The following is a 21,283-nucleotide window of genomic DNA, read 5'->3' on the forward strand; positions in this document are numbered from 1 at the left end:
TTTTCGTGCGGTGCTGCGCGCATTAATAGACTGGTAGCTCTAGTGTTCAGAAAAAGATGCCATTACGACTTCGTGTTTTCAGACGTCCATGTCCCGGACCGCCCCCCGGACTTGTGCCGTAGCTTGATATCGAAAATCTGCATGCCTCGGTCAACGGATTTGCACATGTCGTAGACGGTCAGCGCGGCCACCGACACCGCGGTCAGCGCTTCCATCTCGACTCCGGTGCGTCCGGTCAGGCGGCAGGTGGCGGTGATGTCCACGGTGCTTTCGGCCGCGTTCAGGTCCAGATCGACGGTGACCGAGCTGAGGGGCAGGGGATGGCACAGCGGCACGAGGTCCGGGGTGCGCTTGGCCGCCATGATCCCCGCCAACTGCGCCACGGCCAGGACGTCGCCCTTGCGCAGGCCGTGGTCGCGGATCAGGGCGATCGTCTCGGGCGCGGCGCGGACGCGCCCCTGCGCGACGGCGGTGCGCACGCTTTCGGCCTTGTCCGAGACGTCCACCATCACGGCGTTCCCCTGATCGTCGAAGTGCGTGAGGGTCATGGACTCGCCCCTTTCCGATGCTTGGATCACGCCCACCTTATGAGGCGGTGCCGACGGGCGCCAGCCGCGCTCTTGGGGTGCCGGTCGGTTCCGGCTAGGATGCCCCGCCCCTCGACGATGAAGGACCCTCGATCCATGCCGAGTTTCCGGCCGGCGCGTGCCCTGCTTTCCGCCGCGGTGATGGCGACCGTGCTGGCCGCCGGCGGGGCAGCGGGCGCCCAGACCGCGGGCGACCGTGTGCTGATCGGCGACGTGACCACGGTGACCCGGATCGGCGATCCGGCGCGGACCTATCAAACGGGGCGCGACCTGGCGGCGGGCTTCATCGCCATGGCCGGTGGTGTGATGGGCAGCAAGCCGGTCGAGATTGTCGCCATTGATCCCGGCGGCGATCCGGACGCGGCGGCGCGCGCGGTCGCGGACCTCAAGGATCAGGGCGCGGCCCTGTTCATCGGCGGGCTGGTGGCGGATACGACCCTGGCCGCCGCGCGGGCCGCCGGCGACACGCCGTTTCTGGCGGTCGACGCCCGGCTGCCGGCGGCCCTGGTCCGGGACTTGCCGAACCTCTACCAGATCGGTCCGTCGGCGGAGGCCCTGGGCCGGGCGCTCGCCGCCGAGGCGGCCCAGCAGGGCGCCGTCCGCTGGGGCGTGGTGGCGCTGGACGACTACTTCGGTCGCGCCCTGGCCCACGCGTTCTGGAACGAGCTGCGGGCCGTCCGCCCGGAGGTCGAACTGGCGATGGAGCACTATGTGGCGCCGCTGTCTGCGGAGGTGGACGGCGCGCTCGACGCCCTCACCGCGCGCCAGCCCGAGGCGCTTCTGGTGGGGTTGCGCGATGGCGACCTGCTGGCGTTCGTGCGGGCGGCCGCGGCGGCGGGTCTGCTGGACGGCCGGCCGGTGATGGCGCCCCAGGTGGGGACGCCGGAGATCCTGGCCGCCCTGGGCGCCGACCTGCCCGACGACTGGGTGGTCACCGGCTATCCCTGCTGCGAGGTCGGTGGCCAGCCGCACCGCGCGTTCGCGGAGGCCTATCGGGCCGAGGCCCCGGTGGGCTCGACACCGACCCTCGGGGCGCTGTACGGCTACACGGCGGTGACCGCGGCGGCGACGGCGATCGACACCGCCTGGTCGGTGGCCCCCGGCACGCTGGCCGACACGCTCGATGGCCTGGAATTGTCCACGCCGGTTGGCCCGATGCGGTTCGCGCCCGGCACCCATCAGGCGAGCCTGCCCCTGTGGGTGGGCCGCACCAGCGGCGGCCGCTTCGTCGCCGCCCAGGCCGTCGACCCGGCTGCCCTCAGCCAGCCCGACCGCCCCTGAGGCCCCGAGATCGGAGTGTCCGCGAACCGTGATGACCGAAGACCCCCGAGACACCGCCGCTGGTGTGGATGACGACGATGCGGACGCCCGGCACGCGGCGAAGATGCGCAAGAAGAAGGCCGCGCGCGATCGCATGATGGCCGACAAGAGCGGCGAGAAGGGCCTGTTGATCGTCCATACCGGTCCCGGCAAAGGCAAGAGTTCGGCGGCCTTTGGTATGGTGTTGCGCTGCCTGGGACACGGCATGCCGGTCGGCGTGGTGCAGTTCATCAAGGGCGCCATGGACACGGCCGAGCGCACGGTGCTGGAGCGCTACCCCGACCTGGTGACCATCCGGGCCATGGGTGAGGGCTTCACCTGGGAGACCCAGGACCGCGCCAGGGATGTGGCGGCGGCGGAGCGGGCCTGGGGACTGGCGGCGGACATGCTGGCCGACCCAAAATTCGCCATGGTCGTGCTCGATGAACTGAACGTCGTTCTGCGGTATGGCTACCTGTCGCCGGACACGGTCCTTGAGGCCATCGTGGCACGCCCGCCGTTGCAGCATGTGGTGGTCACCGGCCGCAATGCCGGCGACGCGATGATCGAGGCGGCCGACCTGGTGACCGAGATGAAGCTGGTGAAGCATCCCTTCCGCAGCGGCGTGAAGGGCCAGAAGGGCGTGGAATTCTGACCCCGGGGGTGTGTCCCGGGATGCGCGCAATGACGGCGTGAAAAATGACGGCATGAAAGGAGAGTGGCCGGTGCTGTCCATCGGTTCCCCCATCGGCTCCCGTGTTCGCGTGGCCGTGCTGGCCGGCCTGGTCTGGGCGGCGTTGCCGGGACCGGCGGCGGCGCAGCAGGCCGACCCGGGCGCGCCGGTCCCGCTGCTTCCGCCCGAGGGCGGTACGCTGGACCCGCGCCTGGGCGAACTGGAGCAGCCCGCGCCCTCGATGCCGGCGGGGGCGGCCGGCAACCCGTCGCTGGCGCCGCCGCGCGAGATCGGACCGCCGCCGGGGGGCGTCGGGACCGCCCCGGCGCCGGCCGACAGCCAGCATCTGGCGGCGCCGGCGCAACCGCCCGCGCCGACCGGGAACGCGCCGACCGGGATCGCGCCGACCACGGCCGCCCCGGATGGCCAGGCGAGCGGTGCGCCCGCCACGACGACCACCGGCAGCACCGATCCGGCCCAGGCGCTGGCGCTGGGCGAGGCCCGCGCCGCGGTCGCGGAGGCCACCGAGACGGTGCGCGAGCTGCGCGCCGACAGCGGGTTCAAGGCGGAACTGAACGACTTCCTGGGCCGCGCGCGGGCGGTGCTGGTGGTGCCCAGCTTCTTCCGCGCCGGCTTCGTGGTCGGCGCGGCCTACGGCTCCGGCCTTCTGCTGGTGCGGGACGCCGATGGCGGCTTTTCCGACCCGGCGTTCCTGACCCTGACCGCCGGCAGCCTGGGTCTCCAGGCCGGGGCCCAGGATGCGCGCATGATCCTGCTCGTCATGACGGATGCCGGCCTGCGCGCGGTTCTGCGCGACCGGTTCAAGCTGGAGGCCGGCGCCAGCCTGACTTTCGGGATCGTCGGCGGCGGCCTGTCCACCGGCTCCACGACCGACGTCAATCAGGACATCATCGCCTTCTCGCACAGCCGGGGCCTGTTCGGCGGCGGGGCGCTGGAAGGGGCGGTGATCGAGCCCAAGCCGGCCTGGAACGCGGCCTACTACGACACGCCGGGCATTACGCCGGAGACCATCGTGTTCGACCGCCCGGTCCGCAATCCGGCGTCGCGGCCTCTGATCGAGTCGCTTCAGGCCCCGGTCCCGGGCGGTGGCTGACGGGGCGCCCGGCCGGCGCCGGCCCGGCCGCGCCCTCATGCTCCAGGGCACCGGGTCGGACGTCGGCAAGTCGCTGCTGGTGGCGGGGCTGTGCCGGGCGCTGGTGCGGCGCGGCCTGACGGTGCGCCCCTTCAAGCCGCAGAACATGTCCAACAACGCCGCCGTCACGCGCGAGGGCGGCGAGATCGGCCGCGCCCAGGCCCTCCAGGCGCGGGCCTGCGGGGTGGCCCCGTCGGTACACATGAACCCGGTGCTGCTCAAGCCGCAGAGCGACGTGGGCAGCCAGGTCGTGGTTCAGGGCCGGGTGTGGGGCAACGCCGACGCACGCGCCTACAGCGGGCTGAAACCGGACCTGATGCCGGCGGTTCTGGACAGCTTCAACCGGCTGCGCGCCGAGGCCGACGTGGTGGTGGTGGAAGGGGCGGGCAGCGCCAGCGAGGTCAACCTGCGCGCCGGTGACATTGCCAACATGGGCTTCGCGCGGGCCACCGACACGCCGGTCGTGCTGGTCGGCGACATCGACCGCGGCGGGGTGATCGCGTCCCTGGTCGGCACCTGGGCGCTGTTGCCAGACGCGGAGCGGGCGCTGGTGCGCGGCTACGTCATCAACAAGTTTCGCGGCGACCCGACGCTGTTCACGCCGGCGATCGACATCATCGCGGCGCGTGCCGGCGGGCTGCCGTGCCTTGGGGTGGTGCCGTGGTTCGAGCGCGCCCGGGATCTGCCGGCCGAGGATGCGGTGGCGCTGGAGGCGCCGCCCGCGGCGCGCCAGACGGCCCCCCTGACGGTGGCCGTACCCCGGCTGTCCCGGATCGCCAACTTCGACGACATGGACCCCCTCCTCGCCGCCGAGCCGGATGTGGCGCTGTCGTTCGTGGCGCCGGGCAAGGCCCTGCCGGGCGACGTGGATCTGGTGATCCTGCCCGGCTCCAAGGCCACGATCGCCGACCTTGCGGTCCTGCGCGCCGAGGGCTGGGACGTCGACCTGTACGCTCATGTCCGGCGCGGCGGGGCGGTGCTGGGGATCTGCGCCGGCTACCAGATGCTGGGCCGCACGGTGTCCGATCCCGAGGGCATCGAGGGGCCGGCCGGAACGGCGCCGGGGCTGGGGCTGCTGGACGTGGACACGGTGATCGGCCGCACCAAGACCCTGCGCGAGGGGCCGCTCGGATACGAGATGCACATGGGGGTCACGACCGGCCCCGATGCCGGCCGGCCGTGGCCGGGCGCCCTGGCGGGGATCGCGGGGCTGGCGGCGCACGGGGCGGCCCGGCCCGACGGGCGCGTGCTGGGCTGCTACCTGCATGCGCTGCTGCACCGGGACGCCACGCGCGCGGCGCTGCTCGCCGGGCTGCGACCGGGCCGCGATGCCGGACCGGCCTTCGCGGTGCGTATCGAGGGCGCGCTGGAGGCGCTGGCGGACCATGTCTCGGCCCATGTGGATCTCGCCGCGCTGTTCGGGGACGGCGCCGCGCGGTCGGCGTGAGGGGGCCGCTCTCATGATGCGGGGGACTGGACGGGCCGGGGGCCGCCGGCTCAGACTGCGGAACCGGCGTGCCGCGCGGCCAAGAGCGGCGCGGGGCCGGGCCGGGCACCAGGGCGGAGGACGACCGATGGCGAAACCAGGCTCCGGCGGCGGCCTGTTCGGCCGCCTGATGGGCGGCAAGGGCGACGACGCCCCCGCTGGCGGGACCGGCGGGATGACCTGGCCCGAGTTGCTCGCCGCCGTGCGGGAGGAGGGCTTTGCTCTCACCGGTGGCGGCAATCGTGTGGTGTCGCTGGATCAGCGTCTCCTGGGCATGGTGGACACCGCCAATCCGTTGTCGGTGGCGGCGGCGGTGCGGTTGCAGCATGCCGTCATGGTGCTGTTGCCGGTGCGCCTGGAGGGGACGGTGATCGAGGCGCCGCGCGCCGGGGCCTGGCGCATCCGCAAGGGGCGAACCACGACCAGCGTACCCACCCCGCTGGAGCTTCTCGCGCAGGTCATGGACGGCGTGAAGGCGGCGGCCGGGGGGGCGCCGGTCCAGGGCATGGTGGTGGCGGTCGGCGACGCCCGCTTCGACGCGCCCCGGCCCGGGCGTGTGACCCCGGCGGCCGAGGTGCTGGCGCTGCTGCGCGACATGCAGGGCACGGGGCGTGGTCTGCCCGAGGTGGTGGCGGGGTGGGCGCGCCTGGCCGGCGCGCCCGCGGAAGCGTCCGGGGAGGCGCCCGATGAGGCGTCCGGGGAGGCGTCCGGGGAGGCGTCCGGGGAGGCGCCCGAGGATCGCCCCGAGGACACCGCCGGAGAAGCCCCCACGCCCGTTGCGGACGAAAGCACGGACGCCGACGCAGGGGCGGCGGCGGAGACGGAGATGGAGGCCGAGCCCGAACCCGAACCTGAGCCCGAGCCCGAACCCGAACCTGAGCCCGAGCCGGATCGCGACCAAACCCGGCCTCTCGCGGCGACCGTCGTCCCCCTGCGGGGCCTTCGGCCGCAGTCGGAACGACCGTGGCGGTCCGAGGCCGCCTTGAGGTCCACGGCGCCAGAGATGGCGCGACCCGCCCCGCCCACCGCGGATCCGGCGCCGGCGCCGGCCGGGCCGCCGGATGACTCGTCGGTGGCGGACCCGCCGGACGACCCCGACTTTGGGTCCGCCCCTTACCGCGACCCCGAACCGGTCGGGCCTGGGGCGCCCGAAGCACCCGTCACGGGGGACGCCGAGGCGGAGCAGCCCCTGGTCGAGCCCGTGTTGATGCGCCAAGCCGACCCGGAGGTCGGTCCCGAACAGGACACCGAGCCGGAACCCGAGCCCGAACCGAAACCCGAGCCCGAACCCGAACCCGAACCGGAACCCGAACCCGAGCCCGAACCGGAACCCGAGCGCCAAGCCGAACCAGAGCCCCAACCGGTTGTGGCGCCGGTTGCGCCGGCCCCGGCGCGGTCCGCGCCGGGGCCCGACGTGGAGACGTGGGCTGTGGAGCGGCCCGGCCCGGTGGCGCCGTTGTGGACACGCGGCACGCGCGGCGGCGACCGACCGACCGCGCCGCCGGTGCATTGGGTGGCCGGGCGGCCGTTCCATCGGGCGGACGCCTTGCGGCTGGACGATGAACTGGCGGCCGTGGAGGAGGATTGAGCACGCGGACTGACTTCGATCCCGCATCATCGGGTCGTTCGCTCGCGGCCCCGGGCCGTGGGTTGGCCTGCCCCCAGGGTCCAACCCATCCAGCGGCCGCCGTCTCGCCGGTCCGCGATGGTCCGGTCTGTGCGGCACCCTGGCGACCAGCCGACTCCAGCATAGGATGGAGGGACGCGCGCGACGGAGATCTCCGGCTGCGGTGACGTGCTGAAGAGAGGCGATACGCCCGTGAAACGACATATGATTGTGCGGACGCCGTTCTGTCATCTCACTGGACACGGCGCGCGGGCACGGGCACTCTTTGGCCGAAGGCGGTGACGCGGCCGCGCCGTGACCCGGAGCGGGCGCGTCTGTCCGTCGTCGCCGGACCGGACTCAGACGGTGGAGACGGGGGTCTTGCGCATCCTCCTGGTCGAAGACAACACGACCTACGCCAGTCTCGTCGCGGCGCTGCTCGACGAAGGCGGGCGGGCCAGATTCGATGTGGTCTCGGCCACCACCCTGGCCGAGGCGCGCGATACTCTGGCGCGCGTGCAGGTCGAGGCCGTCGTGCTCGACCTGCAGCTTCCGGATTCCGCCGGGCTGTCGACCCTCGACGAGATCGTCGCGGTCAACCCTGACGTGCCGGTGGTGGTGCTGACCGGCAACGATGACGACGAGATCGCCATGGCGGCGGTCCGGCACGGGGCCCAGGACTACCTGTGCAAGGACGGCCTCTCGGCCGAGAGCCTGCGGCGGGCGGTGAACTACGGGGTCGCGCGGAAGGACACCATCAATGCCTTAGCGGGCGGCGGCGGGTTCCTGGAGGGGCTGGTGAACGCCGTCTCCGACGGGTTGGCGGCGCTTCAGGCGGTGCGCGACGACCACGACGCTGTGGTTGATTTCCGCTGCCTTCTGGTCAATCCCGCGTTCACGACGTTGATCGGCCGCAAGGGCGTCGAGATTGCCAACCTGGGGCCCGATGTCCTGGCCGACGCGATGGACTGGCCGGATCTGGTGGCGCTGCTGGCGCGCGTGGTGTCCGACAAGGACACCATGACCGAGGAACGCCAGATCCGCCGCCCGGACGGTCAGGCGCCGTGGGTGCGCATCAGCGCCACGCCGCTGCGCGATGGGGTGGCCCTGACGCTGACGGACGTCACCGAGCGGCGGCGCCAGCAGCAGCGCGTGGCCGCCGCCCTGGAACAGGCGGAGGCCGCCGATTCCGCCAAGACGCGGGTGCTCCACGCCATCAGTCACGAGCTGCGCACACCGCTCAACAGCATCATCGGGTTCGCCGAGGTGATCCAGGCCCAGGTGTTCGGGGCGCTGGAGAACCCGCAGTATCGCTCTTATGTCGACGATATTGTGCGCTCCGGCCACGGCATGCTGGAGATCATCAACGATCTGCTCGATCTGCGCCGGCTGGAGGAGATCGCCAGCGCCGACAAGACCTACCGGCATCTGATCGACCTGGCCCCCGACCTGATCTGTGTCGTCCGCGACCATCGCATTGAGCTCATGAACGATGCCGGCGCGGCGATGCTCGGGGTCTGGCCGGCGGACTCCATGGTCGGACGCGACATCCGCCAGTACGTCCACGCGGACAGCCGCGGCATCGTTGAGGATGTGGACGCGCTGCTGGTGGTCGAGCGGCGCCGGCTGCCGGCGCGGCTGCTGGACATGCGGGGCCGTGTCATCGACGTGGAACTGGCCGCGGTGCCCTATGACCCGCACGGTCCGGGCAAGAGCTTCATGCTGGTGGCGCGCGACGTCAGCGACCGGCAACGGGCCACCGAGGAGATCATCCAGCGCGAGGAACGGCTCTCCAAGATCATGGACACCATGGTCGAGGCGCTGGTCATCATCGACACCGAAGGCATCATTGAGACCTTCAACGCGGCCGCCGAAAAGATGTTCGAGTACGAGGCCGCCGAGGTGCTGGGCCAGCCGGTGTCGATCCTGATGCCCGATGACATCGGGGCGAGCCATCAGGACCACGTCCGCACCTATGTGCGCACGGGCCGCAGCCGGGTCATGGGGATGGGGCGCGAGGTCGAGGCCCGGCGGCGGGACGGCACGACCTTCCCGGTTGATCTGTCTCTGTCCGATCTTAAGGTGGGCGGCCGCCAACTCTTCATCGGCATGATGCGCGACATCACGGAACGCAAGATCGCCGAGCAGCGGCTGCTCTTCCTGGCCACCCGCAATCCCTTGACCGGCCTGCCCAACCGGGCGTTGTTCCGCGACCGGCTGGAGGCGGCAATCGCGCGGGCCGACGAGGCCGGCGGAACGCTGGGCATCCTGTTCGTCGATCTCGACCATTTCAAGAACATCAACGACACCCTGGGCCATCCGGCCGGGGACCGCGTGCTGCAGATGGCCGGACGGCGGTTGCAGGGGCATGTCCGCCCCGGCGACACGGTTTCGCACCAGAGCGGCGACGAGTTCACCGTGATCCTGGAGAACGTCGACGGCGAGGAGGAGGTCGCGGAGATCGCCCACCGCATGCTGGAGGACCTGTCGCGTCCCTTCGAGGTCGACGGGCGGGAGATCTACACGTCGGGCTCGATCGGCGTGGTGATCTATCCGCAGACCCGGGGCGGCATTTCGAACCTCCTGCGCAACGTCGATACGGCCGTGAATTTCGCCAAGAAGAAGGGCCGCAACAACTACCAGTTCTATTCGGACCGCCTGTCCAACGACATGGTCCGCCGCCTTCAGATCGAGACCGGCCTGCGCCGCGCCCTGGAGCGCAACGAACTGTCGATGGTCTATCAGGTCAAGGTGGATCTGCGCACCCGTGCGGTGGTCGGCGCGGAGGCGCTGCTGCGCTGGCACGCGGCGGACCTGGGGCATGTTTCCCCGGTCGAGTTCGTGCCCGTTGCCGAGGAGACCGGCCTCGTGGTCCCGATCGGGGAATGGGTGTTTCGGGCGGTCTGCATGCAGGTGCGGGCGTGGATGGACCAGGGGCTGCCGCCGGTGCGGGTGGGGGTCAACCTTTCGGCGCGCCAGTTCCGCGATCAGCGCCTCGCCGAGACCATCAAGGGGATCCTGGAGGAGACCGGCGTGCAGCCCGATCTGCTGGACCTGGAACTGACCGAGAGCATGCTGGTCGAGAACGCGGACGAGGCGATCGAGGCGTTGTGGTCGCTGAAGAACGTGGGCATCACGCTGTCGATCGACGACTTCGGCACCGGCTATTCCTCGCTGTCCTACCTCAAGCGCTTTCCCATCGACGCGCTCAAGATCGACCGCTCGTTCGTCACCGATATCCCGAGCAGCGAGGACGACATGGCGATCACACAGGCGATCATCCGCATGGCCAGTTCGCTCGGCCTCCAGCTGGTCGCGGAAGGCGTCGAGACCGAGGCCCAGGTGGAGTTCCTGCGCGCCAACGGCTGTCAGCTCGGCCAGGGCTATCTGTTCAGCCGGCCGGTGGACAATGCCGGCATGGTGTCTCTGCTGACCCAGGGACTTGTTCCCGCCCGCCCCGCCGGCGTGATGCGCGTCTAGGGCCCGGCGCAGGGATCGGTGTCGGCCCGCGCCCGCATCGGGGTTGGCCTGCGGGTGCCGGTGCGGGACGGGCAGACCGCCGCCGCCCTGCGGACGCTGGCCTGCCTGCTGGACGCGGCCCCGCTGGGCGGACCGGCGGTGACGGTGCACCGCATCGGCGGGCCGGACCGGCGTCTGCGCGATGCCCTGGCGCCGTGGGCCGCCCGCGTGCGCCTGACCACGACGGTGACCGATGACCGACCGCCCATGACGGACCCGACGTTCGTGGTGTGGCCAGGGGTGGTGCCGCCCGACGACCTGATGGCCCGACTGGCGGCCGTCGATCCCTGGCCGACCGCGCCGGTGGCCGTGTCCTGCGGCGCGCCCCTGGTCGAGACGATGGGGCGGCCCGGACTGTTCGGGGCAACGCTGCCCTGGTGTCCGTCGAGTCTGCCGGCGATCGACGGGCCGACGGCGGACGTCGGGGGCGTGATGGTGCCGGCGGGGACCGCGGTGCCGGTCACCGGGGCGGCGCTGCCGCGGCATCCGGGTGTCGTGCTGGGGGGCGCGCCGGACCCGGGTTCGGGCGCATGGGGGCCGGACCTGGACGATCTCGTCGGCTTGCACCCCGGCCGCCCCGCCCTGGTGGTCGGCAACGGGCCGTCGTTGGCGTACACGGATCTGGCGCGTGCCGATCTGGCGCCGTGGGAGGCGGCGGTGACCTTCGCCTTCAACGGGGCCTGGCGCCTGGCGCGGCGCGGCCGCCTGCGCGTCGACTGGCACGTGGTCGAGGACCGGCTGGTGGCGACGGAGGAGGCGGCGGCACTGGCGGCACTGGACCCCGGAACGACGCTCGTCCTGCCACGCGATCATGCCGATCTGATCCCGCCCGCGCCGGGGCGGCTGCATGTGCCGGTGGACTGGTCCTATTACGACCCCGACCGCCCGCCGCCGCGTCCGGGCTTCGCGACCGCGGCCGACGGGCCGCTGTGCGCGGGTCAGACGGTGGCCTACCTGGCGTTGCAACTGGCGTTCCTGATGGGCTGCGATCCGGTCGTGATGGTCGGCATGGACCTGGACTATCGGCTGCCGCCGTCGGCCCATGTGGCGGGTCGGGTGATCGCCTCGCGGGCGGCGGATCCGAACCACTTCGATCCGGCCTACTTCGGACCCGGCCGCCGCTGGCATCTGCCGAAGACCGACCGCATGTTGGTCGCGCTGCGCCACGCCGCCGGGGTGTACGCGGCGCACGGGCGCCGCCTGGTCAACGCCACGCCCGGCGGACGGCTCAGCGGGGTGGCGCGCGGGCCCTATCCCGGCGTCGTCCTCGCGGCTCCGGCGTGGACCGACCGCCAGCGCCAGCCCACGACCGCCCAGGCGACCAGCGCCTGACCCAGCGCCGGCACCAGGGTGCCGGACACGGTGGCGCCCCAGGTCGGGCGCACCGCCGCACCGATGCCGGGCAGGACGTCGGCCAGGGCGATCGGGACCAGCAGGTAGAGTGTGAGCAGCACGATGAGCGCCCCCGCCGGGCCGCGCCGCATGTCGCCGTCCAGGGTCAACGCCAGCACGATGCCAAGGTCGCGGATCAGGAAGAGGACCGCGCTCCACACCAGCACCGGCAGCCAGTCCGGCGAGGGCACGCGCAGCCACACCGCCGTGAGGGCCACGCTCAGGGCCACGGTCACGGCCAGGCCCAGACTCCAGGCCGGCGCCTCCAGCAGCAGCGCGACAGGGCGGCCGCGTGCCCGCGTCGGTGCCGCCAGCCAGCGCCGCAGCGCGACGCTGCTCTGCGGTCCCGCCAGCGCGGCCACCAGCGTGAGCGTGGCGGCGGTCGCGAAGGCCACCACCAGCGGCACCACGGGGACGGCCACCATGGCCTCGAACCACAGCGCCACCGACAGGGCGTCGGAGAAACCCGCCGTGTAGGCGGCGGCGAAGGCGAGGAAGGCCAGCCAGGTCCAGGGCTGGGAGGGGTAGCGCAGTTCCTCCCGCATCACCGCGTGCACACCGGCGAGCACCCAGGCCAGGGCCAGCACCTGTGTGCTCAGCATGAAGGCGCGGCCGTCCAGGTCCAGGCCCCACCACCGCACCGTTTGACTGCTCCAGTACCAGTCGCGGGTTGCGAGCCAGATCGCCAGCACGATGGCGACCGCCTGGGCCAGCGCGATGTTGGTCCGCACGGTCCCGCGCGGCGCGCCGCGCACGAGCAGCAGGCCGGCGAAGAACGCCGCGCCCTGGGCGGTCAGACCGGTCAGCAGCATGTTCAGGATCTCGGCGGCCCCGGTGCGTCCGGTGGCCAGCAGCGCCACGACGCAGAACGCGGCCCCGTACCAGCTATACGCCGTCGCGCCCAGCAGCTTGCCCCAGGTCATGGTCCACGGGCGGAGGGCACTCATGCGCTGGGCGTCCCAGGTGCCGGCCTGGATCTCGTCGCCGATCGCGCCGGCGGCCATGCGCGTGCCCCACAGGACCAGCAGGACGAACAACGCCGTGGTGGCGAGGCCGGCGACGCCCTCGACGCCCATGGCGGCGTGCCCGCCCAGGAGCAGCAGGCCCAACAGCGCCGGCATGGTGGCCAGCCGTTGGGCGGAGAACTCGACCCAGAGATTGCGCCGGAACTCCGGGTTGGCGAGGGGGAAGGGCAGCATCATGCGACACCTCCGGGTCCGTCGGCCGGGGTGCCGGCGCCGTTGGGCTGGCGCAGATGGTCCCGGTAGACGTCGGTCAGGTTGCGCTGGAGCGGCGCGAAGCCGCATACCGGCAGGCCCTGGTCGATCAGGGCGCGAAGCAGCGCGGCGCGTTGATCGGCTTCGCGCCCCGCTGTCGCGGGGGTCAGGGTCATGATCGCGCGGTCGGGCGCCGGGCCGGCCTCGACCGACGCCACGCCGGGCAGCGCGCCGAGGCGACGGGCGGCGTCCGGCACCGCGTCGCTGAAGCTGACGGTCACCCGCCCTGGCGGGCGGTCCGCGCGTTCGGGCGCGGCGGACGCGGCATCGGCCAGGGCGTCGTGGCGCACCAGGCGGCCGTCCCGCAGGATCAGCACATGCGTGCAGTAGTCCTCCAGCTCCGCCAGGATGTGCGACGAGACCAACAGCGTCATGCCGTGCGCGGTGCGCAGGTCGGTCAGCAGTCGGGCCAGGTGCATGCGGCTTTCCGGATCGAGCCCGGACGCGGGCTCGTCGAGCAGCACCATCCGGGGCCGGTGCACGATGGTCTGGGCGATGGCCAGCCGCTGGCGCAGGCCCCGCGACAGCGTGCCGGCGCGCTGGTTCATGCGGTCGGACAGGTCCACCGCCGCCGCCGCCCAGGCCATGCGCGCGGCGATCTCGGACTCGGGCACGGCGCGCGCCGCGGCCGCATACCACAGGCCCTGCGCCACGGTCAGGGTGTCGTACAGGCCGAAGAAATCCTGCAGGAATCCGGTGCGCTGATGCACGTCGCGGGGGCGCTCGGCCGCATCCAGGCCGTCCACGAGGACGCGTCCCGCGAACGGCGGATCAAGCGCGGCTAGGCATCGCATGAGCGTGGTCTTCCCGGCACCGTTCGGGCCGACCAGGGCGGTGACCGTGCCGGCGGCGAGCGAGAAGCTCACACGGTCGAGGGCGCGGCGCCCCGGGTAGTCGCGGGTCAGGTCGGTGACCGCGACGAGCGGCGCCGCGGCGGCGGAGGAGGCAGGCACGGGGGCGGTCCTTGCTCACGGACGGGAGGGGGCTTTCGGAGGGCCTGGGTGGCGCGGCGGCCAGCCCGGACCAGCATAGGGCCTGGGTTCGGCCGGGGCCATGGCGGAGGTGAGGGCGCGCTCTTGACTCGGTCGCAACTTTACCGTTCCTCAGGAATTACGAAGTATGAGGGTTTGGCGTTACACCGCTCGCAGACCCGCGCGGCGCAGCATGTGAACCTCTGGCGGTGTGGCGCCGGCAGTCAACAGGAGACCAAGTCCATGAACCAGGGCGATTGTCCCCGCTGCGGCCGGGTGCCCGAGGCGCCGTCCGGCGCCGGGCGTCTGTTCATCTGGCCCCCGCTGGGGCACACGGCCGGCAAGCTGCGGTCGGCCCTGCGCGACCATGGCTTCGAGCTCGGCGACGGGGCCGAGGCCGATGCGGTGGTGGTCCTGGTGCCGGCGGCGACACACGGTCTGCTGTCCAATCTGTTGCATGAGGTCCTGACCCGCGCCGAGGCCCGGGACAGCCGGGTGCTGTTCATGGCCGACGGTGCCGTGCCGGGCCTGGCCGACATGGGGCGGGTGGACCGCGTGGAGACCTATGTCGCCCGTGGTCAGAGCGGTTGGCTCCTCGCCCTCATGCGGGAGCAGAGGGTCAAGACCCTGTTCCAGCCGATCTTTCATGCCGCCGAGCCGACCCGGGTGTTCGCCCACGAGTGCCTGCTGCGGGGCGTGGACGAGAGCGGGGCCGACATTCCGCCCGGGATCATGTTCGACATCGCCGGCCGGGCCGACCTGATCTTCCCGCTCGATCGCCTGGCGCGCACGACGGCGGTCGCGAACGCGGCCGCGGCCCGGGCAGCCGGCCATATCTTCATCAACTTCACCCCGGCCGCGGTGTATGATCCGGCGAACTGCCTGCGCACCACGCTGGCGGCCGTCGAGGCGGCCGGGGTGTCGCGCGACCGCGTGGTCTTCGAGGTGATCGAGACCGAGCGCATTGGCGATGCCCACCACCTGGCGCGGGTGCTGGCCTTCTATCGCGACGCCGGCTTTCAGGTCGCGCTGGACGACCTGGGGGGCGGCTTTGCCGGTCTCGGCCTCCTGCCCAGCTTGCGCCCCGACTTCGTCAAGCTGGACCGGGCGATGGTGGACGGCGTTCATGCCGACCGGGTCAAGGCCATCATCATCGAGCGCCTGGTGCAGATGGCCCACGATCTGGGCATCCGGGTGATCGCGGAGGGCATCGAGTCGGAGGCCGACCTCGCGTGGCTTCAGCGCCATGCCGTGGACTATGTCCAGGGCTTCCTGCTCGCCCGCCCGGCGCCGGCGCCGATCCTGACCGACTGAGGGGCAGGCCGGGCCGGCGGACCGGTGCGGCCGCGGCCGGTCACCAGGTACCCGTGTTCTCCATCGACGCCCAGGGTTCGGCTGGTGGCAGGGGGTCGCCGGCCTGCAACAGTTCGATCGAGATTCCGTCCGGCGAGCGCACGAAGGCCATGCGGCCGTCGCGCGGCGGCCGGTTGATGGTCACGCCCTTGTCCATCAGGCGCCGGCAGGTGTCGTAGATGTCATCCACCCGAAAGGCGAGGTGGCCGAAACTGCGGCCACCGCCCAGTTCCTCCGGGTCCCAATTGTAGGTCAGTTCGATTTCCGCCTCCGGGCTCTCGTCGGCGGCGAGAAATACCAGCGTGAACCGGCCCTGCGGAACATCCTTGCGCCGGACCTCGCGCAGGCCCAACTTTTCCGTATAGAAGGCCAGGGACGCCTCCAGATCGGACACGCGCACCATGGTGTGAAGATACTTCATTGCGGACGGTCTCCTTCTCGGGGAACGTGGAACGGGACACTGCCCCATCTGTGCTCTTGCACTCCAGTTTCAAACGGGGCGAGGATGACACTCGGTGTTCGCTCGGGCGCGATGGGTGCACCCGGCCGAAAGGGTGGGGGTCGGAGGGGTCGGAGACTGAGACGATGGAAACGCGGGAGCGACCACTCCTGGACGTGTTCGTGGCCGACAAGAGCCCGCTGGTCCGCATGGCGATGAAGACCCTGTTGGGGGGCGATCCGCGCTTCAACCTGCTCGGGACCGCCGAGGACGGCGAATTGTTCATGCGGGCGGTGGATCGGCTCACCTTCCGTGTGGGGGTCATCGGCTGGGTCATGCCCTACATGGATGGGCCGGCGGTGCTGCGGGCGCTGCGCGATCGACCGGAGGCCCCGCGCATCCTGGTCTATACCGGCGATCCCGACCCGGACATTCCACGCCAGGTCATGGAACTGGGCGGGGCGGGCTTCTGCTGCAAGTCCGAGAGCCCGGAGCGCCTGCTGGCCGCCATCGACACGGTGGCGCGCGGGCACATGACCTTTCCCTATACCGACATCACCCGCACCGGTCCGCGCGCGACCTCGCCCCTGGACGGCCTGACCGCCCGTGAGCGCGAACTGCTGGCCTGCCTGGCCGAGGGTCAGTCCAACGCCCGCATCGCCGCCCGCTTCGGTATCTCGGTGCACACCGTCAAGTTCCATCTGAAGAACGTGTTCGGCAAGCTCGACGTCTCCAACCGGGCCGGTGCCGTGGCCGTCTACCTCGCCAGCCCGGACCGCGGCGGCGGCGCGGGCGTCAATGCGCTGCCCCGCTCGGGGTCGGCGGCCTGATCCCACCCCAACGGGTGGGGTGCATTACCCCCAAAGAGTTTGTGGTCCTCCCCTCGCGGGCGTTCCGGAGCGGGTGCCCCTCCGATTAGCGTCGGCGCAGACATCCCATCGCAACCCGTCGTGACAAAACGGGGGAGAGGAACGGCCATGATGACCATGACCGGGGGCAACGCGCCCCTGTTCCTGTATGCCTTGCGCACGGTGACCGAGGGCGCCGCCAGCGCTGCCTATGACTGGATCGGCCGCGGCCGCAAGGAGGACGGCGACGGCGCCGCCGTCGATGCCATGCGGGCGGCCCTGGGCCAACTCGCCATCGACGGTGTCGTCGTGATCGGCGAGGGCGAGAAGGACGAGGCGCCCGCGCTCTATACCGGCGAGCGCATTGGCGGCGCGTCCACCGAAGACGTGCAGCTCGACATCGCCGTGGATCCGGTGGAGGGCACCACCTACCTGGCGAACGGCCTCACCAACGCCCTGGCCGTGATCGCGGTCGCGCCGCGCGGCACCATGATGGACCCGGGCCCGGCCTTCTACATGGAGAAGCTGGTGGTGCCGCCGGCGGCGCGCGGCAAGATTGACCCGACCTGGCCGGTGGAACGGCGCCTCACGGCACTGGCGCAGGCCCTGAACAAGCCGATCGGCGAACTGACCATCTATGTGCTGGAGAAGCCGCGCCACCGCGGCCTGGTGGCGCGCATCCACGAGGCGGGCGCGCGCGTGGCGCTGTATCCGGCCGGTGACGTGGCCGGGGCGCTGATGGCGGCGATCCCCGATTCGGGCATCGACGCGCTCATGGGCACCGGCGGTACGCCGGAGGGGATCATGTCCGCCTGTGCCGTGCGGGCGCTGGGCGGCGACTTCATGGGGCGCCTGGATCCGCAGCTTCCGACCGAGCAGATCGCGGTCAAGGAGGCCGGGCTGGATTCCACCCGCTGGTACGCTCTGGAGGATATCATCCGCTCCAGGAACGTTTTCTTCTGTGCGACCGGCATCACCACCGGCCTGTTGTTGGAGGGGGTGGAACGCCGCGAGACCCACGAGCGGCTGCACACCCTGATGATCTCCGGGGCCAGCGGCGAACGTCAGATCATGTCCAATTGGCGCCCGCGCACCCGTCCGGGGGCGTGACGCCGCTGCACTGCGCCCCCACGCGGTCCGGCCCCCGGCGCCGGACCGACGACACCCGTGACCGATGTTGGGAGGGACCCTCCGTCATGCCTCTGAAGCGCTTCGATCGCCCCATCATCCTGGGCATGGTCGGCGATTCGGCCAGCGGCAAGACCACGCTGGCGACCGGTGTGGCGCGCATCCTGGGCGAGGATCGCGTGGCCACCATCTGCACCGACGACTATCACCGCTACGCCCGCCAGGAGCGCGCGAAGAACGGCCTGTCGGCGCTGGATCCCCGATCCAACTACATGGACATCATGGAGCAGCATCTGGCGCTGCTGAACCAGGGCAAGCCGATCCTGAAGCCCGTCTACAGCCACGAGGCGGGGACCCTGGTGGCGCCGGAGTACGTCGCGCCCAAGCCCTACATCATCGTCGAGGGCCTGCTGGGCTACACGACCCGCGCCATGCGCGACTGCTACGATGTCAAAATCTACGTGGAGCCGGACGAGGACCTGCGAGTCGACTGGAAAATCCAGCGCGACACGGCCCGGCGCGGCTACACCCGCGAGCAGGTCCTGGCGTCCCTGGAGAAGCGCAAGGCCGACAGCCCGGCCTACATCCACCCGCAGCGCGTGTTCGCCGACATCGTCATCCAGTTCAAGCGGCCGGACGGCCAGAGCCAGGAGCGCGGCCGCCACCTGGACGTGCGCCACATCCTGCGCCCGACGCTGCCGCATCCCAACCTGGCGCCCCTGGTGGACGCCGGCGCCAAGAACGAGTTGAGCCTGGACCTGGCCCGCGACCACGACGGCAAGCCGGTGGACGTGCTGGGCATCTCCGGGGCCATCACAGACCAGCGCGCCGCCGCGCTGGAGAACCTGCTGTGGGATCTCATCCCCGAGGCCAGCCATCTGCGCGCCAACGTGGGCGAGTTCACCGACGCCGAGAATCAGCAGGTGGTCAGCCATCCGCTGGCGCTGACCCAGCTTCTGATCGCCTACCACATGGTCAAGGCGGCGCTGGGCATCCATGCCATTTAGATCAATGCGGCGGCGGACGGGGCGTGGTTCAACCGGTCCTCAGAGACCGGAGCACGCGCCCGGCCGCTGCCGCGTCGAGGAACACGACCAGGAGACAGACCGCCCCGGGCCCCGGGGCGGCCCCGCGTGAGGGAGGACCGACGATGACCCACCAGACCCCGCTGAAGGCCGACGCCGGCCACGCCGCCATGGCCAACTGCATCCGTTTCCTGGCCGCCGACGCCGTGCAGGCGGCCAAGTCGGGCCACCCCGGCATGCCGATGGGCATGGCCGACGTGGCCACGGTCCTGTTCACGCGGTTCCTCAAGTTCGATGCCGCCGACCCGCAGTGGCCGGACCGCGACCGCTTCGTGCTGTCGGCCGGGCACGGCTCGATGCTGGTCTACGCCCTGGCCTACCTCACCGGCATGCCGGGCATGGACATGGAGGACCTGAAGAATTTCCGCCAGCTCGGCAGCAAGACGGCGGGCCACCCGGAGTACGGCCACGCGCCCGGCGTCGAGGTGACCACCGGGCCGCTGGGGCAGGGCATCGCCACCGCCGTTGGCATGGCCCTGGGCGAACGCATGGCCGCCGCCCGCTTCGGCGCCGACCTGATGGACCATCACACCTACGTCCTGGCCGGGGACGGCTGCCTGATGGAGGGGATCAGCCAGGAGGCGATCTCGCTGGCCGGCCACCTGAAGCTGAACAAGCTGATCGTGCTGTGGGACGACAACAGCATCTCCATCGACGGCCCGACCGACCTGTCCACCTCCGACGACCATCTCGCCCGCTTCGCCGCCAGCGGCTGGGAGACCACGCGGGTGGATGGCCATGATCCGGAAGCGGTCGCCGCCGCCATCGCCGCCGCGCGCGACAGCGACCGGCCGAGCCTGATCGCCTGCCGCACCGTCATCGGCTACGGCGCGCCCAACAAGCAGGGGACGGCAGCCACCCACGGCGCGCCCCTGGGCGATGACGAGATCGCCGCGACGCGGGCCGCGCTGGGCTGGAGCCACGGTCCGTTCGAGCTGCCCGAGGAGGCGGTGGCCGCCTGGCGCGCCGCCGGCGCGCGCGGAGCCCAGGACCATGCCGACTGGACGGGCCGCCTGGAGGCCGCCGACGCGGGCGTGCGCGAGGCCCTGACCGAGGCGCTGTCGGGTGACCTGCCCGCGGGCTGGGACGCCGCCCTGAAAGCGCATATCGCCACGCTGATCGAGGAGAAGCCGAGCATCGCCAGCCGGGTCGCCTCCCAGAAGGCGCTGGAGGCGCTGGTGCCGGCGATCCCGACCCTGGTCGGCGGTTCGGCCGACCTGACCGGCTCCAATAACACCAAGGTGGGTGGCATGGACCCGGTGCGCGCACCGGACTACGCCGGGCGCTACATCTACTTCGGTGTGCGCGAACACGGCATGGCCGCCGCCATGAACGGCCTGGCGCTGCATGGCACGGCCATTCCCTACGGCGGCACCTTCCTCGTGTTCGCGGACTATTCGCGCCCGGCGATCCGCCTCGCCGCCCTCATGGGGGTGCGGGTCGTCCACGTCATGACCCACGATTCCATCGGTCTCGGCGAGGACGGGCCGACGCACCAGCCGGTCGAGCATCTGGCCTCGCTGCGCGCCATGCCGAACGTGCATGTGTTCCGCCCCGCCGACGCGGTGGAGACCGCCGAGTGCTGGGCGCTGGCGCTCCAGACCAAGGGCGGCCCGAGCGTGTTGGCCCTGAGCCGTCAGGGCCTGCCGACCCTGCGCACCGCGGTGTCCGACGACATGCCGAGCGCCAAGGGCGCCTATGTGCTGGCGGAGGCCGAGGGCGGCGACCGCCGGGTCACGCTGCTGGCCACCGGCTCGGAGGTGGCGATCGCGGCCCAGGCGCGCGACGCCTTGCAGGCGGAGGGCATTCCGACCGCCGTGGTCTCCATGCCGTGCTGGGAGCTGTTCGCAGCGCAGGACGCGGCCTATCGGGACCGCGTGCTGGGGCCGGGCACCGTGCGTGTGGGCATTGAGGCCGCCTGCGACATGGGTTGGCACCGCTGGCTCGGCGAGGGCGGCGCCTTCGTCGGCATGACCGGGTTCGGCGCCTCGGCGCCGGCGCCGAAGCTGTACGCGCACTTCGGCATCACGGCCGACGCCGTGGTCGCGGCCGCCAAGGCGCGGTTGTAGGACAGCGAAAAGCGCGCGCCCCCGCGGGAGCGGGGGCGCGAGAGCCCAGGTTTTCTTTCTCGGTCCCACGCTCCCGCGTGGGACCGCGTGTCGCCGCGCTGCGGGCGCCCCCGCGGGAGCGGGGGCGCGAGAGCCCAGGTTTTCCCGGTCCCACGCTCCCGCGTGGGACCGCGTGTCTCCGCGCCGCGGGCGCCCCCGCGGGAGCGGGGGCGCGAGAGAGCAGGTTTTCTCGGTCCCACGCTCCCGCGTGGGACCTTATGCACGATCTGGGGTCTCACGCTGCCGCGTGGGACCGCGTGTCGCCGCGCCGCGGGCGCCCCCGCGGGAGCGGGGGCGCGAGAGAGCAGGTTTTCTCGGTCCCACGCTCCCGCGTGGGACCTTATGCACGATCTGGGGTC

Annotated in this window: 16 protein-coding genes; 12 read left to right on the forward strand and 4 right to left on the reverse strand. The window is 71.8% G+C overall.

Features of this window, described 5'->3' with window-relative positions; genetic code table 11:
* Positions 1–62: 62 nt before the first annotated feature.
* Positions 63–548, reverse strand: coding sequence for a cyclic pyranopterin monophosphate synthase MoaC (gene moaC / locus GGD88_RS05405; RefSeq protein WP_184432493.1), 486 nt, complete (start codon positions 546–548; stop codon positions 63–65).
* Between the two features lie 135 nt (positions 549–683).
* Between moaC and GGD88_RS05410 the strand changes: the two genes are divergently transcribed.
* The 7 genes from GGD88_RS05410 (at position 684) to GGD88_RS05440 (ending at position 11,655) form a co-directional block, all read left to right on the forward strand.
* A complete protein-coding gene (locus tag GGD88_RS05410; RefSeq protein WP_184432495.1) occupies positions 684–1,868 on the forward strand; it encodes an ABC transporter substrate-binding protein in 1,185 nt (394 codons plus the stop codon).
* Positions 1,869–1,899: 31 nt separating this feature from the next.
* Entirely contained in the window at positions 1,900–2,541 is a 642-nt protein-coding gene (gene cobO, locus GGD88_RS05415; RefSeq protein ID WP_184432497.1) for a cob(I)yrinic acid a,c-diamide adenosyltransferase, read from the forward strand.
* A 52-nt stretch (positions 2,542–2,593) separates the two neighbouring features.
* Positions 2,594–3,673: a lipid-binding SYLF domain-containing protein gene (locus GGD88_RS05420; RefSeq protein WP_184432499.1), complete on the forward strand. Its 1,080-nt coding sequence runs from the start codon at positions 2,594–2,596 to the stop codon at positions 3,671–3,673.
* A 37-nt stretch (positions 3,674–3,710) separates the two neighbouring features.
* Entirely contained in the window at positions 3,711–5,159 is a 1,449-nt protein-coding gene (locus tag GGD88_RS05425) for a cobyric acid synthase (RefSeq protein WP_184432501.1), read from the forward strand.
* Positions 5,160–5,286: 127 nt separating this feature from the next.
* The gene (locus tag GGD88_RS05430; RefSeq protein ID WP_184432503.1) at positions 5,287–6,786 is read left to right on the forward strand and encodes a hypothetical protein; all 1,500 of its coding nucleotides are present in this window, start codon (positions 5,287–5,289) and stop codon (positions 6,784–6,786) included.
* Positions 6,787–7,185: 399 nt separating this feature from the next.
* Positions 7,186–10,284: an EAL domain-containing protein gene (locus GGD88_RS05435; protein ID WP_184432505.1), complete on the forward strand. Its 3,099-nt coding sequence runs from the start codon at positions 7,186–7,188 to the stop codon at positions 10,282–10,284.
* A gap of 18 nt (positions 10,285–10,302) precedes the next feature.
* Positions 10,303–11,655, forward strand: coding sequence for a 6-hydroxymethylpterin diphosphokinase MptE-like protein (locus tag GGD88_RS05440; protein WP_184432507.1), 1,353 nt, complete (start codon positions 10,303–10,305; stop codon positions 11,653–11,655).
* Here the strand turns inward: GGD88_RS05440 and GGD88_RS05445 are convergent.
* Both GGD88_RS05445 and GGD88_RS05450 read right to left on the reverse strand, forming a co-directional pair.
* Complete coding sequence (locus tag GGD88_RS05445; RefSeq protein WP_184432509.1) at positions 11,574–12,917, reverse strand: hypothetical protein; 1,344 nt, start codon at positions 12,915–12,917, stop codon at positions 11,574–11,576. The genes GGD88_RS05440 and GGD88_RS05445 overlap by 82 nt on opposite strands.
* Positions 12,914–13,945: an ATP-binding cassette domain-containing protein gene (locus GGD88_RS05450; protein ID WP_221237015.1), complete on the reverse strand. Its 1,032-nt coding sequence runs from the start codon at positions 13,943–13,945 to the stop codon at positions 12,914–12,916. Before GGD88_RS05450 ends, GGD88_RS05445 begins: the two co-directional genes overlap by 4 nt.
* A gap of 261 nt (positions 13,946–14,206) precedes the next feature.
* On the opposite strand from GGD88_RS05450, the gene GGD88_RS05455 reads away from it, so the two are divergent.
* Positions 14,207–15,277 carry an EAL domain-containing protein gene (locus GGD88_RS05455; RefSeq protein ID WP_184432511.1) on the forward strand — a complete coding sequence of 357 codons (1,071 nt, stop codon included), beginning with the start codon at positions 14,207–14,209 and terminating at the stop codon, positions 15,275–15,277.
* Between the two features lie 40 nt (positions 15,278–15,317).
* Here the strand turns inward: GGD88_RS05455 and GGD88_RS05460 are convergent, their stop codons facing one another.
* Positions 15,318–15,737 (reverse strand): VOC family protein, encoded by a 420-nt coding sequence (locus GGD88_RS05460; RefSeq protein WP_184432513.1) that lies wholly within the window; start codon positions 15,735–15,737, stop codon positions 15,318–15,320.
* 164 nt (positions 15,738–15,901) lie between these two features.
* On the opposite strand from GGD88_RS05460, the gene GGD88_RS05465 reads away from it, so the two are divergent.
* The 4 genes from GGD88_RS05465 (at position 15,902) to tkt (ending at position 20,885) form a co-directional block, all read left to right on the forward strand.
* Positions 15,902–16,585 (forward strand): LuxR C-terminal-related transcriptional regulator, encoded by a 684-nt coding sequence (locus GGD88_RS05465; RefSeq protein WP_184432514.1) that lies wholly within the window; start codon positions 15,902–15,904, stop codon positions 16,583–16,585.
* Positions 16,586–16,732: 147 nt separating this feature from the next.
* The gene (gene glpX, locus GGD88_RS05470; RefSeq protein WP_246423580.1) at positions 16,733–17,713 is read left to right on the forward strand and encodes a class II fructose-bisphosphatase; all 981 of its coding nucleotides are present in this window, start codon (positions 16,733–16,735) and stop codon (positions 17,711–17,713) included.
* An 86-nt stretch (positions 17,714–17,799) separates the two neighbouring features.
* Positions 17,800–18,738, forward strand: a complete 939-nt coding sequence (locus GGD88_RS05475; protein WP_184432516.1) for a phosphoribulokinase — start codon at positions 17,800–17,802, stop codon at positions 18,736–18,738.
* A 143-nt stretch (positions 18,739–18,881) separates the two neighbouring features.
* Positions 18,882–20,885, forward strand: a complete 2,004-nt coding sequence (gene tkt / locus GGD88_RS05480; RefSeq protein ID WP_184432518.1) for a transketolase — start codon at positions 18,882–18,884, stop codon at positions 20,883–20,885.
* Positions 20,886–21,283: the final 398 nt, after the last annotated feature.

Source organism: Roseospira goensis (assembly GCF_014197795.1).
Lineage (GTDB): Bacteria > Pseudomonadota > Alphaproteobacteria > Rhodospirillales > Rhodospirillaceae > Rhodospira > Rhodospira goensis.